This window comes from Paraburkholderia sp. LEh10, assembly GCF_017814945.1.
GTDB lineage: Bacteria > Pseudomonadota > Gammaproteobacteria > Burkholderiales > Burkholderiaceae > Paraburkholderia.
On record NZ_JAGIPX010000019.1, the window covers coordinates 64,730 to 80,889 of the forward strand.

A 16,160-nucleotide genomic window follows, 5' to 3' on the forward strand; every position below is an offset into this window, starting at 1 on the left:
CCCCATGCATGTCGACATGCATGGGGCGTCGGCAATTCCTGACGAATTGCCGGGACACCGTGCCGCTATGCTTCGCTTGCCTGCCGCGTGTCAGCATCCGGCTTGCGAGCCGATCGCTTTGAAGCGGGCGCGCGCCGCACATCGAGATTGCTTCCGGGCACGTCTTCATCGGCTGTCGTCTCGGCGACCTGCATCGACGGTTGATCCGCAACGCTCACCTGTGCCTGCACCATGTCGGTCTGGACATCTTCAAGTTGCCGGATAGCTTCGAGTTCAGCCACCAGATGCCCGATCAGTTCCTGGCACTCTTCCTGGGACAAGACATGCCGGCAGGCGGTAATGCCGAATTCCATCGACCCCGCGTAGCTCTGCACAGTGATGTTCACGGCGAGACTGTGATACGGAACCGCCACGGGGTAGTAATGCACCATCCGTGCGCCCGCCATGTAAAGCGGCCTCGGCAAACCGGGCACGTTGGAGATCAACACGTTGGCGACGGCGGGCATACGGCTCGGCAAACCGGACCGGCCGAACAGCGTTGCAATGCCCGAGAGCAGCCATGGCGCGCCGAAGACGGGAATCTGCGCCCCCAGCACGGGCTTCAGTTCGCGGACCACGGCCTTCGCGGATTCGGACGACGCGTGGATTGCCTTGAAGCGCTCGGACAGGTCCGGGATATCGGTTGCGAGATCCACGCGGACAGCCGACACCTGATTGTTCATCGACGCGTCGTCTTCGCCGCGCAAGCTGACAGGCACCATCGCGATCAGCGACGTGTCAGGCAGCAGGTTGCGTTCCTGCAGAAACCGCCGCAATGCGCCGCTGCACATCGCCATCACGAGCGTGTTCACCGTGCCGCCGACTCGCTTGCTGAGCGCCTTGACGTCGTCGAACGGCAGCGACAGGGTGCTGAACGAGCGCTGGTTGGTGATCGACGTGTTGAAAATGGTCTTCGGCGCGAGGCCGAGACCGCGCCCCCGTTGCGTCAACTTGCGTGTGACCACGGTACTGCTCGCCATGCCCACTGCCTTGATGGCCGTCGGCCACATTGCGACGATCTCGCTGTAGAGCTTGCCGGTATTGGAAAAGGCTGCCTGCAGAAGCTCGACGACGCCGAGCTGATACGAATGATTGCGGCGCGTGCGCCGCGGCGGCCGGACTTCGCGAATCTCGGGCGAGATATCGTAAAGAACCTTGCCCATCTCGACGGCCGCCTTGCCATCGATCGTGCTGTGATGCACTTTCGTGTAGTACGCGATCTGCCCGTTTTCGAGGCCATCGATCACATAGACTTCCCACAACGGACGGCTTCGATCGAGCAGCGACGAATGCAGCCGCGCCACGACCTGTTCGAGTTGCGCCATCGTCCCGGGTTTGCGAAGGGTGTGACTGCGCACGTGATAATCGAGATCGACATCGTCGTCTTCAACCCAGATGGGATCGGCCAGTTCGAATGGCATCTGTGCCAGCTTGCGGTGGAACAGGCTGCACAGATGCAGGCGCTTCGCAAGCACCGCTTTCACGTCCTCGTAAAAGTCCCCTGTGTAACCGTCCGGAAGTTCAAAAAGCATGAGACTGCCGATATGGGTCGGTGTCTCAGGCGTTTCCAGATGCAGATAGGAAGCGTCCACGCTGCTCAAATGGTCCATTGGTATCTCTCCGTGTATTTAAGTTTTCTTCTTTCCAAAGCTGCGCACAAAGCCGGGCAAAAACGGGAAGCGGTACGCCCCGCTATGTCCCGACACTCTCCTGTTGGCTTGCTTCACGATAAATCGCCCGCCTCAAGCCTGTCTCGCGGTTAAATGGCTTCCAGTGGCCCTCCGGCTGCGACAGCCTGTCCGCGATCGCGTAAAGCACGGCGGGATGATGTCCGAAGCCACAATGACTGCTTTCCACTTCGATGTTTTCCGAACTCGGGCTCACCTGCTCGAGACACCCTTGCCAGGCAACGACACCATCCGAGCGGCTGTAGATGGCCGTGCTCGGCATCGGCGGCGGCTGCTTCATGCGCTCCCGATCCGGCCAGTCGTCCGCCTTCCGGCCGCTCAGCGTCTCGTAGAGGCGCCAGCCGTGATTCGCCCTCGGTTCGCCGGCAAAGGGACTGCCCATAGTGATCACGCAGCGCACGAGTTCCGGGGACTGACGGGCCATCTCGCGCGCAAAAACACCGCCGAGACTCCAGCCGATCAGGCTGACCTTGCACCCGTAGTGCTCGTGCAGCCATTCAAGGCGCTTGTGCATCTTCTCGTCGACGTCGGCGCGAGGCCCCAGGTTCATGCCGAGCCGCCAGCCATGCGCGCGGTAGCCGAGCCCGCGCAGAAACATGCGCAACGGCGCTGTCGAAATGTCGCTCGCGCCGAATCCGGGCAGCACGAGGACAGGATGACCGTCGCCGGCAGGAGCAAGCCGCAGAAGCGGCGCCATCGCGTAGAACACGCCGAGTTCGTAGATCGCGCGCGCCTCGAGCATCAGCAGATACCTGGATGGCGGCAATGAAGGGTCCGTCTTTGGAAGCATGAGCGTTCCTTTTTATGGTGATGACAAAGCTCTGCGACGCGCGGCATCGATCGAATGTGGAATGCGATGTGCGTCGCAGCCTCCTTCCATCGCTCAAGCACGGATATGCCTGCAAGGCGCTTCCAAGGTATGGGCCGCTCACGCGGCGCGGCGCCGCGCCGGCCGGCACGACACCGCCTGAACAGGCGATCGGGTTTCGCGTTGCATGCCGCGCGCGCGGCGTGGAGCGGACCAACGACGGTCCGCTCCGTAGTGGTTACTCGTCCTCGAAGATGACGGCTTCCGCGCGTTCAGCCCATTCCGTTGCAAGTGGCATATAACGCTCTTCGATGACCCTGCGCCTCATCTTCATCGTCGGCGTCAGGCAGCCGTTGTCGGCCGTCCACGGTTCCTTCACCAGCACGACGAACGCCAGCTTCTCGTGTTTGTCCAATTGGGCGTTCACGCTATCGAGCAATTCCTTCATCTCCGTGCGCAGCGTTTCGCGGCCACGCATGTCCTGCATCTCGGCGCGCGCGGCGGCCGACAGCAGCAGCAACGCAAACGGCTGTGGATAGCCCGCCCCCGTCACGCACACCGACTCCATCTTCGGATGGTTCATCAGGTTTTCGATCGGAGACGGCGTAACGTATTTGCCCTTGCTCGTCTTGAACATTTCCTTGACCCGGCCCGTGATCTTCAGCCGGCCCAGTTCGTCGAGTTCGCCGCAATCGCCCGTCCGGAAGAAGCCGTCCTCCGTCGTGCTCTGCGCCGTCAGCTCCGGCTGCCTGTAGTAGCCGAGCATCATCGTCGGCGACTTCACGAGGATTTCCCCGTTCTCCGCGATCCGGCATTCGACGCCCGGCATTGCCTGGCCGGAATACCCGAGCCGCACCTGCCCAGGCCTGCTGTAATGCGAGTACGAGAAGTTCTCCGTCATGCCGTACACGTCGAGCAGTTCGAGGCCCAGCGCGCGGTACCAGTCGGTGATTTCCGCGGGCAGCGGCGCGGAGCCCGTGAACGCCATGCGCGTCGTATCGAGCCCAAGCATCGTCAGGATCTTTTTCCTGAGCGCCGCGCCTTCAGGCGAAAACTCGTGGATCAACGCCTGCTGGCTTGCGGGCAGCCGGTCCATCACGCTCCGATAGAACCGGGTCCACAGCCGCGGCATCGAGATGAACACTGTGGGGCGGGCGCGCAGCAGGTCTTGCGGGAAGGTCGCAAGACTATCGTTGAAAAATACGCGAAATCCGTAGCAGAGCGAATTGGACTCGACAAACGAACGCTCCGCCGTATGCGCGAGCGGCAGATACGACAGCACGCGGTCGCCCGTGCCGAAGCCGCTGAATTTGCCGCTTTCGATCGCGTATGCGTAGATCGCGCCGAAGCTGTGCATCACGCCCTTCGGCTGGCCTGTGCTGCCCGATGTATAGATGATCGTGGCCAACTCGCCGGGCTGCGGCAGGTGGACCTCGCGCAAGGGTTCATGCTGGGCGACGATCGTCTGCCACTGGATGGCGTCGGGCAACGGCGGCGACATCGGCAGGGCGACGAGGGGTGCGTGCGCCTGCATCACGCCGCGCAGCGCGCTCCAGCCTTCCGCCATGTCGTCGAGCTTGCCGACGAGGATCATGCGCACGTCGCAGTGTTGCAGCACGTAACGCGCCATCTCCGCGCTCGTGCCCGGAAGGAGCGGCACCGAGACATGGCCCGCGAGCCAGATCGCCAGATCGGCGATGATCCAGTGGGCGCTGTTCTTTCCGATGATCGAAATCGCGCTGCGCGGCGGCAGTGCCTGCGCCTGCAGCCATGCCGCCGCGCGCCTCGCCTGATCGCCCACTTCTCGCCACGTGTAGTCGACGACCGTTCCATCAGGTGTGCTTTCCGTCAGATAGATCGCGTCCGGTTGCGCCTGCTCCCAATGCAGAAACCGATGCACCAACGTGTTCGAATATTTGCCGCTCATGTCTCTCTCCACTTCTTATTCTGTCCGTTCAGACGTTTTTTTAGCAATCCGCATTTGTCGCAAGGTGAACCGCAATGTTTTTGCGAAGCGTCCGCGCGAGCGAAGCTTAAACGGGTTGGGTTGTTTGATCGGCGCTCCGATCGAAGATACAGCAGCGGGGATCAATACTGCGCATGTAAAGATACGCACTTGCGGTGCACAAATCGCCCACTCTTTTGTAGGGGGTGCGCACAAGGTCATTCATTTCGACGCTTGTGCAGGCGCACAATTGCCGCACAGGGCAATGGCGGTTCCCGTCGTCCCGGTAATCCGCGGCGCGTATCTGCACGTCGCAGGCGACGCATCCGCGTCAAGCTGAGACAGCATCGACGCGTGGCGCAAGTCGATCAGAAGCAGAAGCCGGAAAGCACTAAAATGTAGTATGTGGCCCGTAAGAAGCCTGCCGGGCCTAGGCGACCGGTAACGTGACTACTTTTGTCGTTGATTGCCTCATGTCCGCGAAGCATGGCAATCCATTTCGCTGGGTTGCCGGCGTGGTATTGGCTCTGTCCAGCTGCACGGCATACGCGAACGATCACGCGCGCGCGTTGCCCATCGGACAACCGCCGTCGATCCTGTTCTACTCGTATCCGCCGATTCCGTCGAGTGCGTATCCGCCGCAACGGCATCTGCACCGCTATGTCGTAGCAAGCCCGTTGCACATGGGCAATCCGACTTATGGCCTGTACGACAACTACAGCATCGCGCCGGGGTACGCGCGGCGCTTTGGGCAGTTGAAAGGCAACCCGGGCCTGCCCCGTCCCGACGGCGCACAGCCGGGCCACGTGCAGGGTGCGCCTGATTACGGCCTGACACCTGATTCGCCCGGCGACGAATGGAGTTTCAGGGCCAACCCGCTGGTGAACCAGAACCACTCGCACGAAAGAGGTGCGACTTTCTCGATTCGTCACGACTTTTGAAGTCATCGCGCGAACGTCGTGCGAAAAAATGCCGCGCTTCCTTTAAAAAGAAGCGCGGCATCGTCCAGCACCGGGACAACGGAGATTTCGACCTGCTACCCGCGCAATGCAAGCGAATGCGCGTGCGTCACGCGGCCTTCAGCAACCCGTGCGGATCGATCACGAACTTGCGCGGCGCGCCGCCATCGAACTGACGGTAACCATCGGGCGCATCATCCAGCGACACGACCGTCACGTTCACGATATCCGCAATCGGCAAACGGTCCCACAAAATTGCCTGCATCAGATTGCGGTTGTACTTCATCACGGGCGTCTGCCCCGTATGGAACGAATGCGACTTCGCCCAGCCGAGGCCGAAGCGGATGCTGAGGCTGCCCTTGCGCGCGGCGGCATCGACGGCGCCCGGATCGTCCGTCACATACAGTCCCGGAATGCCGATTGCGCCAGCCGGCTTCGTGATGTCCATCAGCGAATTGAGCACCGTTGCGGGCGCTTCCTCACGCGACCCGCTGCTGCCGTGGCCATGCGCCTCGAAGCCCACGCAGTCCACCGCGCAATCCACTTCGGGCTTGCCCAGAATCTGCGCGATCAGCTCGCCGAGCGACGCGTCCTTCGACAGATTGATCGTCTCGAAGCCGACGGCGCGCGCATGCGCGAGGCGCTCTTCGTTCATGTCGCCGACGATCGTGCACGCCGCGCCCAGCAGGCGCGCCGACGCCGCTGCCGCCATGCCGACGGGGCCCGCCCCCGCGATATAGACGGTCGAGCCCGGCTTCACACCCGCCATCACTGCGCCGTGATAGCCCGTCGGCAGTATGTCGGAAAGACAGGTCAGATCGCGGATCTTTTCCATCGCGCGGTCGCGGTCGGGAAACTTCAGCAGGTTGAAGTCCGCGTACGGGACCATCACGTACTCGGCCTGTCCGCCGATCCAGCCGCCCATGTCCACGTAACCGTAGGCGCCGCCGGCGCGCGCCGGATTCACGTTCAGGCACACGCCCGTATGCTGCTCCTTGCAGGTCTGGCAACGGCCGCACGCGACGTTGAATGGCACCGAAACGAGATCGCCGATTTTCAGCGTCTCGACGTCGCGGCCCACCTCGATCACTTCACCCGTGATTTCGTGCCCTAAAACAAGGCCTGTTTCAGCCGTCGTGCGGCCGCGCACCATATGCTGGTCCGAACCGCAGATGTTCGTCGACACGACCTTGAGAACCACGCCGTGACCGATCGCGCGTCCGCGCGGATCGACCATCTTCGGGTAATCGATCGGCCGCACTTCGACCTTGCCCTGCCCCACATACACGACCCCGCGATTGCTGCTCATCGTCTCGTCTCCATGTTGGTCTGCATGCGCAAAAGAGCGCTGATTCGAGGTTAGACCCTTTGCCCCGCACGCCAATGTTCAAAACCCGACAGGTGTTTTCCTCAAACCGACAAATCCCGTTTGGACCGCTTTTTGTTGATTGAACGTTCAATAAAAAAAGACTAGAGTGACGGCTTTCGGAAGCACTGCGAGCCCCCATGCCCAAAGTCGGAATGCGCGAAGTGCGTCGCGCGCAACTGATCGACGCCACGCTGCTCACCATCGATGAGTCCGGACTGTCGGCCACCACGCTCGCGTCCGTCGCGCACCGCGCGAAGATTTCGACGGGCATCGTCAGCCACTATTTCGGCGACAAGGACGGACTGCTCGAAGCGACGATGCGCCATATCCTGCGCGATCTGTGGGCGGCCACGACGCGCCGGCGCATCGCCGCGAAGCCGCAGCCGCGCGCGCGTTTGCGCGCGATCGTCGCCGCCAATTTCGACGTCTCGCAGGTGAGCGGCCCCGTCATGAAGACGTGGCTCGCGTTCTGGACCGAGAGCATGCACGAGCCCGCGTTGCGCCGTTTGCAGCGCGTGAACACGCGGCGTCTGTATTCGAACCTGTGCGCCGAGTTCGCGAAGGAGCTGCCGCGCACCAGCGCGCGGCGCGCGGCCAGCGGCCTTGCCGCGATGATCGACGGACTTTGGCTGCGCGGCGCGTTGTCGGGCGACCCGTTCGACACGAAAGCCGCGCTGCGTCTGGCCAACGACTACATCGACCTGCTGCTCGCGCGCCGCGACACCTGAACGCAGCGCATCGACACGAACACCCGCACTTCAAGGAGAAACACCGATGCCCGCCTACGGCCTGCAACGTCTCTACATCGGCGGCGAATATGTCGACGCCACTAGCGGCGCCACATTCGACAGCTTCGATCCCGCAACGGGCGACAAGCTCGCGAGCGTCCAGCAAGCAAGCGCTGCCGACATCGATCGCGCCGTGCTATCGGCGCGCGAAGGCCAGCGCGCGTGGGCCGCGCTGACGGCGATGCAGCGCTCGCGCGTCCTGCGCCGCGCAGTCGAGCTGCTGCGCGCGCGCAACGACGAACTCGCCGAACTCGAAATGCGCGACACGGGCAAGCCGATTGCGGAAACACGCGCCGTCGACATCGTCACGGGCGCGGACGTGATCGAGTATTACGCGGGCCTCGCGACGGCCATCGAGGGCCAGCAGATTCCGCTGCGCGCCGAATCGTTCGTCTATACGCGGCGCGAACCGCTAGGCGTCACGGCGGGCATCGGCGCGTGGAACTACCCGATCCAGATCGCCTGCTGGAAGTCCGCGCCCGCGCTCGCGGCCGGCAACGCGATGATCTTCAAGCCGAGCGAAATCACACCGCTGTCGGCGTCGAAGCTCGCCGAGATCTATCTCGAAGCGGGCGTGCCGGCTGGCGTATTCAACGTCGTGCAGGGCGACGGACGCGTCGGCGCGATGCTCGCCGCGCATCCCGGCATCGCGAAGATCTCGTTCACGGGCGGCGTGGAAACAGGCAAGAAAGTGATGTCGATGGCGGGCGGCTCATCGCTCAAGGAAGTGACGATGGAACTGGGCGGCAAGTCGCCGCTGATCGTGTTCGACGACGCCGACCTCGACCGCGCCGCCGACATCGCCGTCACCGCGAACTTCTTCAGCGCAGGCCAGGTATGCACGAACGGCACGCGCGTATTCGTGCATCAGTCGGTGCAGCAGGCGTTCGAAGCGCGCGTGATCGAGCGCGTGAAGCGCATCCGCATCGGCAGGCCGTCGGACCCGTCGACCAATTTCGGTCCGCTCGCAAGCGCCGCGCAACTGGACAAGGTGCTGGGCTACATCGAAAGCGGCAAACAGGAAGGCGCGCGGCTCGTGCTGGGCGGCGCGCGCATCACGCAAGGCGACTACGCGCGCGGCCAGTACGTGCAGCCGACCGTGTTCGCGGACTGCCGCGACGACATGAAGATCGTGCGCGAGGAAATCTTCGGCCCTGTGATGAGCATTCTCACCTTCACCGACGAAGACGACGTGATCGCGCGTGCGAACGACACGCTCTACGGCCTCGCGGCAGGTGTCGTAACGGAGAGCCTGTCACGCGCGCATCGCGTGATCCACGGGCTCGAAGCCGGCATCTGCTGGATCAACACGTGGGGCGAGTCGCCCGCCGAAATGCCCGTGGGCGGCTACAAGCAGTCGGGCGTGGGCCGCGAGAACGGCATCACGACGCTTGAGCACTACACCCGCATCAAGTCCGTCCAGGTCGAACTGGGCCAATATCAGCCCGTGTTTTGAGGGGAGCGCAGCATGGCAGCGAAGGAATACGATTACATCATCATCGGCGCGGGTTCGGCGGGCAACGTGCTCGCCACGCGCCTGACGGAAGACCGCGACGTGACCGTGCTGCTGCTCGAAGCAGGCGGGCCCGACTATCGTTTCGACTTTCGCACGCAGATGCCTGCCGCGCTCGCGTATCCGCTGCAAGGGCGGCGCTACAACTGGGCGTACGAAACAGACCCCGAGCCGCATATGAACAACCGCCGTATGGAGTGCGGGCGCGGCAAGGGGCTGGGCGGCTCGTCGCTGATCAACGGCATGTGCTATATCCGCGGCAATGCGCTCGACTACGACGGCTGGGCTGGGCGAAAAGGCCTTGAAAACTGGACCTATCTGGATTGCCTGCCGTATTTCCGCAAGGCCGAGACGCGCGATATCGGCGCAAACGACTATCACGGCGGCGATGGCCCCGTGCATGTGACGACCAGCAAGCCCGGCGTGAACCCGCTATTCGAAGCGATGGTCGAAGCGGGCGTGCAGGCCGGCTATCCACGCACCGACGACCTCAACGGCTATCGGCAGGAAGGCTTCGGCCCGATGGACCGGACGGTGACGGCAAACGGCCGCCGCGCGAGCACCGCGCGCGGCTATCTCGATCAGGCAAGGCCGCGCCCCAACCTGACGATCGTCACGCACGCGACCACCGACCGCATTCTGTTTAGCGGCAAGCGCGCGCAAGGCGTCGTGTATCTGGACGGCCAGGCGCGGATCACCGTGCATGCGCGCCGCGAGGTGCTGCTGTGCAGCGGCGCGATTGCGTCGCCGCAAGTGCTGCAGCGCTCGGGCGTGGGCCCCGGCGCGTGGCTGCGTGAACTGGACATTCCCGTCGTGCTCGATCTGCCCGGCGTCGGGCAGAACCTGCAGGACCATCTCGAGATGTACATGCAGTACGAGTGCAAGGAGCCCGTGTCGCTCTACCCTGCACTGCTGCTGCGCAATCAGCCCGCGATCGGTATCGAATGGATGTTGAGGGGCACGGGAATCGGCGCGAGCAATCATTTCGAAGCGGGCGGCTTTATCCGCACGCGCGACGACGACCCTTGGCCGAACATCCAGTATCACTTCCTGCCCGTTGCAATCAACTACAACGGCACGAACGCGATCAAAATGCACGGCTTTCAGGCCCACGTCGGCTCGATGCGCTCGCCGAGCCGCGGCCGCGTGAAGCTGCGTTCGCGCGATCCGCGCGAGCATCCGTCGATTCTCTTCAACTACATGTCCGAGCCGCTCGACTGGCGCGAGTTCCGCGACGCGATCCGCATTACGCGCGAGATCATCGCGCAACCCGCGCTCGATCGTTTCCGCGGCCGAGAGCTGAGCCCCGGCGCGGAACTGCGGACAGATGCACAGATCGACGCGTTCGTGCGCGCCCGCGCGGAGACGGCCTACCATCCGTCGTGTTCGTGCGCGATGGGCTACGACGACATGGCCGTCGTCGATGGCGAAGGACGTGTGCATGGTCTCGAAGGGCTGCGTGTCGTCGATGCGTCGATCATGCCGCGCATCACGACGGGCAACCTGAATGCGCCGACCATCATGCTCGCGGAAAAGATCGCCGACAGGATTCGCGGGCGCCAACCGCTCGCGCGCTCCACCGCGCCGTACTATGTCGCGGACGGCGCACCGGCGCGCGGAGCGAAAAACGTTGCGCGTGCACCGGCACCGGGCATGGCCGCGCATACGCATTGAGCGGCCGCGTGCGCCGCCGGCGATGACACGCACGGATGGCGCACACGTTCCACTGCAATGCCGAATCTGTTCTATATGACGGATTAATGGCGGCGTCTACTGGAGCGAACCGGGCTTCGAAGCGTGCGCGCTTCGACAGCGCAACCGGCCTCTTCCACTATCCAGCGGGCACGCCATGCCGATCAACGCTTCTTCTTCCGTTTCTTCTGCGATGCGTCCCAGCGCCGCCGCGCGTCTGGAACGCCTGCCGTTTTCGGGTTATCACCGCACCATCTTCATCATCATCGCGATTGCGTTCTTCTTCGACTCAGTCGATCTCGGCACGATGACCTTCGTGCTCGGCTCGATCAAGACGGAATTCGGCCTGTCGAGCGCGATGGCGGGGCTTGTGGCGAGCGCCAGCTTCTTCGGCATGGTGATCGGCGCCGCCGTCGCGGGCCTGTTCGCGGACCGCTTCGGACGCCGCCCCGTTTTCCAGTGGAGCATGGTGTTGTGGGGCGTCGCGTCGTATGTGTGCTCGACGGCGCAAAGCGTCGATGCGCTGATCTTCTATCGCGTGCTGCTCGGCATCGGCATGGGCATGGAGTTTCCGATCGCGCAGACGCTCCTGTCCGAGTTCGTGCCGACGTCGTCGCGCGGACGCCTCGTCGCGCTGATGGATGGATTCTGGCCGCTCGGCTTCATCACGGCCGGTTGCGTGTCGTACGTCGTGCTGCCGCAATTCGGCTGGCGCACCGTGTTCGCCTTGCTCGCGATCCCCGCCGTGTTCGTGCTGATCGTGCGCCGTATCGTGCCCGAATCGCCGCGCTGGCTCGAACACCGCGGCCGTCTCGCGCAGGCCGACGCCGTGCTCGACCAGATCGAAGCGAAGGTGATGCGCTCCAAAGGCATCGCTTCGTTGCCCGCGCCGGCGGCGCTCGCCGATCGCCCGGCGCCGGCGAAGCACGGCGCATTTCGCGAGATCTGGAGCGCCGCCTATCGGCAGCGCACCATCATGGTATGGACACTGTGGTTCTTCGCGCTGCTGGGCTTCTATGGACTGACGTCGTGGCTCGGCGCGTTGATGCAGCAGGCGGGCTTCGCGGTAACGAAGTCGGTGCTTTACACCGTGCTCATTTCGCTGGGCGGCGTGCCGGGCTTCTTGTGCGCCGCGTGGCTCGTCGAGCGCTGGGGGCGCAAGCCCACGTGTATTGCTTCGCTGGCAGGCGGCGGCGCGATGGCCTACGTCTATGGACAAACCGCACTGCACGCGGGCAGCGTGACATTGCTGATTTGCGCGGGACTCGCGATGCAGTTCTTCCTGTTCGGCATGTGGGCCGCGCTCTACACCTACACGCCGGAGTTGTACGGCACGGGAGCGCGCGCGACGGGCTCCGGCTTCGCGTCGGCGATCGGCCGTGTCGGCTCGCTGATCGGCCCGTATGCCGTCGGCGTGGTGCTGCCCGTGTTCGGACAGGGCGGCGTGTTCACGCTCGGCGCGCTGTCGTTCGGCGTGGCTGCGCTCGCCGTGTGGGTGATGGGCATCGAGACGAAGGGGCTGTCGCTCGAAACGCTCGTCTCGCACGTCGATGATGAAGCGCCCGCCTGGCGCGTCGCCGTCGACGACACTCGCTGACGCACGTCAGCATGCTTTCCAGTCGCCGCCACGGGCTTACCTTCGAGTAAGCCTGTTACATGCTCTACAGCACCCACGGCCGCGTTTTTCCCGCATGCGTCGGGCAAGCAGCGCGAGCAGCCGCCTTTCATCGCCGTCAAACCTGTAACGGCGTAACTTCATGAAACACATTCGTAGTCAAACTGTCGCGCCATCCGTTTAGCATGTGCGGACTGATCGCTCACTTGTCCACGGAGGTGTCCTGATGTTGAGCCCTCACGAACTCGCGACGCTCATGCTGTTGAATAGCAGTGAGCGCCGCATCGAATCGCTCGACCCCGATGTCCTCGCTTTACATCACTACGAACTCGTCCAAGTCCACGAGCTTCGCGGCGGCGCGGCCGCATTGCAGATCAGCGCGCGCGGGCGCGATCTGCTGAAACGTCTTGGGATGGATGGTGCGCGTTGAGCGCGTGGGCGCGACCCCCGCCCCCAATGTGCCGGCCGGCTGCCGCTACCGCCGCCTGGTGCCCGTCGTACCGGCAGCCGGGCGCCGTTCGCTCACGAAGCTGTTGATGCTCATGCGCACCGTGATATGCATGCCGTTCGCCGGGAACGACGACAACGGTTCCCGTGCGGGTCTGGACTCAGGCGCGAGACGCGGTCCTTCGTCGCGCGCGACCGGGCTGGCCGTGGATATGGCCGTTTCCGCAATCGCGACGCTATCCGCTGCAGCAAGTTCTTCGGGGCTGACAGCCATTGCAGCGGCTTCTTCAGTCACGGCGGCACGCTCGGCGATGGCCGGGCTGCTGTCCGTGCTCGCAGCCGATGTGTCAGCCATTGCGCGGCGCTCAGCCGTCGCGGGCTCGTTCGCGCCGACATGCACGCCCGCGTTCGTCGCGGCACGCCCCGCGGGCTCGCGACGAACCCAATCGGCAGGCGCGACGTAAGGCCGATCCGATACGTCGACCCATTGCGGCAACTCGGCGAGATCCAGGATCGTGAGCTTGCCGCCATACACGGCGCCCGTGTCGATGTTGATGACATTGTCTTTCGCGGTGACGGTGGGCACGGGCGTATGGCCGACGATCACGGCCGTCACGTTCTCGATGCGTCCGGCCGCGTGAGTCTGCGCGCGCACGCTATGCTTTGCCCTGTCGAGCAGCCCGCGCAACGTGTTGCGCGACGGCGCGGGATGCGACTGATACGTCTTCCAGCGAGTGCGCGACCAGATGGCCTTGCGGCGCGTCTTGCCGTCGGCCGTCTCGCGTTCGATCTGGCTGACGAGCACGCGCCAGTCCGAAACGGGCGAATCCGCGTGCACGATTCCGACCAGCCCATGCGCGGTCTCGATCTCGATCAGATAGGGCAGCGCCGCCATGTAGCGCGCGAGCGCGCTGACCCATCCCCTGTCGTCGGCCCGGTCGAGCAGCCAATCCGCGCCGTTGCTCAGCAGCGAAAGCGACTGCTCCTCGCCGTTGTGCCACCGCACGATGACATCTTCGTGATTGCCCTTCACCGACTTGATTCCGAAGCGTTCGACAGCTTCCAGCAAGCCATCCGACTCCGGCCCGCGATCCACCAGATCGCCGACCGCGAACAGCCGGTCGCGCCGCGGATCGAATCCGCGCGCCTCGAGCTCCTTGCGCAACTGCGTGAAGCAGCCGTGTATGTCGCCCACGACGAAGTCTCGTCCTGAGTCGTTGCGCGGATAGCGGTGAACGGCGCGATAGGGCTCTTTCATGGCTCAAAGGGCACGGAAAACAACATTGAACTGCGCAAAAAAATCCGAAAATATTCGCAAGTAAATCAGTCAATGTGCGCGGGCGCACGCGCGTCAACAGACGCTTCTTCCCACGCGTCGCGCACCGGATGAAGAAAGCATACAGCGCAGAAATTCGAAAAAGTGCTACACAAAAATGCTTTGTGTAACCGTTCGTGAAGCGGTTTCTTGAAGCGCGTTCGTGAAGCATGTGCGTGACGCGCGTTCTCAGTCTGCAGACGCGCGGCGTGCGCACTTACGCCGAGTCTGCCCGACGCACGCCCGCTGTCGTCGATGTCCGCCGCGCGCTCGATGCCAGCATCCGCGTGAGCAGCACCTTTGAGATCTGCAGCTCCGTCGCTGCGGCATCGAGCCGCCCGTGGTTTCGCGCGACGGCAAGCTCGACGGCCGCCCACTCGGGGATCTCTTCCGTCTCGCTGGAGGGCCTGAGCACTGGAAGATTCGCGACGTGATCGAATCCCAGATCGGCAGCCGTGATAAGCGCGCCATCGCTCGCGACAATCGCATGACGTATACGATTGATCATCTCCTGCACGTTGCCCGGCCACATGTGCGAATCGAATGCTTCCCATGCGCAGGGCGAGAAGCCTTGCACGCCATGACGGGAATCCGAGCGGAAGCTCTTCAGCAGATACGCCGCGAGCAGCCGGACGTCTGCGCCGCGCTCGCGCAACGGCGGAATCCGGATCACGTCGGGCGACAACCATCCGAGCAGACGCGGATGCAGACGCTGCTCGTCGGCGGCGCGTTGCAAGTCGATGTGTGAAGAGCAGATGATGCGCACATTGCGCGGTCCATTGCCGAGCAGATCTGCGAGACGCTGCTGCGTCGCAAGCGGCAGTTCGCAGATGCCGTCGATATACACTGAACCGCCCTCACCCGCTTCGAGGCGGGAGCGCTGATTGCCCTCATCGACCTGATGGTCTCCTGCGCCGAATAGCTCCAGCTCCACGCGTTCCGGCGCGTAGGCCGCACAATCGATCGACATGAACGGTCCGTCGCGGCGCGCGGAACCCGCATGAATCGACGAGGCCGTCAAGCGCTTTCCGCTTCCCGCCTCGCCGACGATCGTGATGGGCCGCTCATGCGCCCACGCGTGCCGTATCGCCACGCGCACATCGCCGATGAGCGCGCACGCGCCGATCATCGCGCCCGCTTCCGTGCTCGCGCTGCTGCGCTCGTCGCACGCGCCGTCCGACATCTCATACGCCTGATCGAGAGCGTGCGCGATCATGTCGGCCGCAGCGGGCAGCCTGATGTAGCTGACACAACGCGTACGCACGATGCGGCTCACTTCGGGATCGCTCAGATGCGCGTTGGTCACGACGGCGACCCACTTGATCTCCGCGCTCGACCGCGTGAGCTCGTCGACTTCCTTCAGATCCGACGGAATCGTCAACGACGGAAATTCGATCAGGCCGGCTGCATGGTCATCGGCCAGCAACGCGGCGCCCTGACGCTCACGAATGTCGATGCTGCGGATACGCCATCGCTGCGTCGGCAGATTGCCATCAAGACATGCACGCTCAGGGTTGCAAACGTGATAGAGCCGTTTCAGATTGAGGTTCATGTGTGCCCGGTTGTCCCGCCTCGAATGATCGCACGCACCGACAGCTTCACGCCCCGTGTCATCGTGCGCGATCGGTTACTCAAAAAGTAACGGAATCATGACCCCTTAAGCACGGCTCGTTGTTACTGTTTGAAAACGTCTAATTGCGACTACAGGTTGTCGAATTCCAACCTCAGACTACGGCCGAATGCGTGTGATCCATGTGTTGGAAGGCGGCAGAGAAATGACAGAGTCGATTGCGCGAATGGCAGTTCGCTTACCAAAGTAACGATCCTTTACATTCCGCATGAATGACTGTGGCAAGCCGAACACAGAACAATCGAGTACGAAAGAAATGCAGAATTTCTTTCTCCTTCGACTGCTATATGACGAGAAAAATGCTGAAGGTTGCACGCGAATGCAGCGAGCAAGGCGGTAATTCCGATTCGAT

The 16,160-nt window shown here is 63.4% G+C and carries 12 protein-coding genes; 6 read left to right on the top strand and 6 right to left on the bottom strand.

What is annotated here, in order from left to right:
* Positions 1 to 65: 65 nt before the first annotated feature.
* The 3 genes from J8I87_RS17715 to J8I87_RS17725 form a co-directional block, all read right to left on the bottom strand.
* A complete protein-coding gene (locus tag J8I87_RS17715; protein WP_209932951.1) occupies positions 66 to 1,649 on the bottom strand; it encodes a WS/DGAT/MGAT family O-acyltransferase in 1,584 nt (527 codons plus the stop codon).
* Between the two features lie 82 nt (positions 1,650 to 1,731).
* Positions 1,732 to 2,517 (bottom strand): esterase/lipase family protein, encoded by a 786-nt coding sequence (locus J8I87_RS17720; protein WP_209932952.1) that lies wholly within the window; start codon positions 2,515 to 2,517, stop codon positions 1,732 to 1,734.
* A gap of 256 nt (positions 2,518 to 2,773) precedes the next feature.
* Positions 2,774 to 4,462: an AMP-binding protein gene (locus tag J8I87_RS17725; RefSeq protein WP_209932954.1), complete on the bottom strand. Its 1,689-nt coding sequence runs from the start codon at positions 4,460 to 4,462 to the stop codon at positions 2,774 to 2,776.
* Between the two features lie 491 nt (positions 4,463 to 4,953).
* Here J8I87_RS17725 and J8I87_RS17730 point away from each other — a divergent pair, with 491 nt between their 5' ends.
* Entirely contained in the window at positions 4,954 to 5,421 is a 468-nt protein-coding gene (locus J8I87_RS17730; RefSeq protein WP_209932956.1) for a hypothetical protein, read from the top strand.
* Between the two features lie 127 nt (positions 5,422 to 5,548).
* Here J8I87_RS17730 and fdhA read toward each other — a convergent pair whose 3' ends face one another.
* A complete protein-coding gene (gene fdhA, locus J8I87_RS17735) occupies positions 5,549 to 6,748 on the bottom strand; it encodes a formaldehyde dehydrogenase, glutathione-independent (RefSeq protein ID WP_209932957.1) in 1,200 nt (399 codons plus the stop codon).
* Between the two features lie 197 nt (positions 6,749 to 6,945).
* Between fdhA and betI the strand changes: the two genes are divergently transcribed.
* The 5 genes from betI to J8I87_RS17760 all read left to right on the top strand — a co-directional run bounded on the left by betI (position 6,946) and on the right by J8I87_RS17760 (position 12,846).
* Entirely contained in the window at positions 6,946 to 7,536 is a 591-nt protein-coding gene (betI, locus tag J8I87_RS17740) for a transcriptional regulator BetI (RefSeq protein WP_209932959.1), read from the top strand.
* Between the two features lie 46 nt (positions 7,537 to 7,582).
* A complete protein-coding gene (gene betB / locus J8I87_RS17745; RefSeq protein WP_209932960.1) occupies positions 7,583 to 9,052 on the top strand; it encodes a betaine-aldehyde dehydrogenase in 1,470 nt (489 codons plus the stop codon).
* Positions 9,053 to 9,064: 12 nt separating this feature from the next.
* Complete coding sequence (gene betA / locus J8I87_RS17750; protein WP_209932961.1) at positions 9,065 to 10,783, top strand: choline dehydrogenase; 1,719 nt, start codon at positions 9,065 to 9,067, stop codon at positions 10,781 to 10,783.
* Positions 10,784 to 10,958: 175 nt separating this feature from the next.
* A complete protein-coding gene (locus J8I87_RS17755) occupies positions 10,959 to 12,398 on the top strand; it encodes an MFS transporter (RefSeq protein ID WP_209932962.1) in 1,440 nt (479 codons plus the stop codon).
* A gap of 244 nt (positions 12,399 to 12,642) precedes the next feature.
* Positions 12,643 to 12,846 carry a hypothetical protein gene (locus J8I87_RS17760; RefSeq protein ID WP_209932965.1) on the top strand — a complete coding sequence of 68 codons (204 nt, stop codon included), beginning with the start codon at positions 12,643 to 12,645 and terminating at the stop codon, positions 12,844 to 12,846.
* A gap of 45 nt (positions 12,847 to 12,891) precedes the next feature.
* On the opposite strand, the gene J8I87_RS17765 is transcribed toward J8I87_RS17760, so the two are convergent.
* Positions 12,892 to 14,121 (bottom strand): metallophosphoesterase, encoded by a 1,230-nt coding sequence (locus tag J8I87_RS17765; RefSeq protein ID WP_209932967.1) that lies wholly within the window; start codon positions 14,119 to 14,121, stop codon positions 12,892 to 12,894.
* A gap of 274 nt (positions 14,122 to 14,395) precedes the next feature.
* Positions 14,396 to 15,730, bottom strand: a complete 1,335-nt coding sequence (locus J8I87_RS17770; protein WP_209932968.1) for a sigma-54 dependent transcriptional regulator — start codon at positions 15,728 to 15,730, stop codon at positions 14,396 to 14,398.
* Between the last annotated feature and the right edge of the window lie 430 nt (positions 15,731 to 16,160).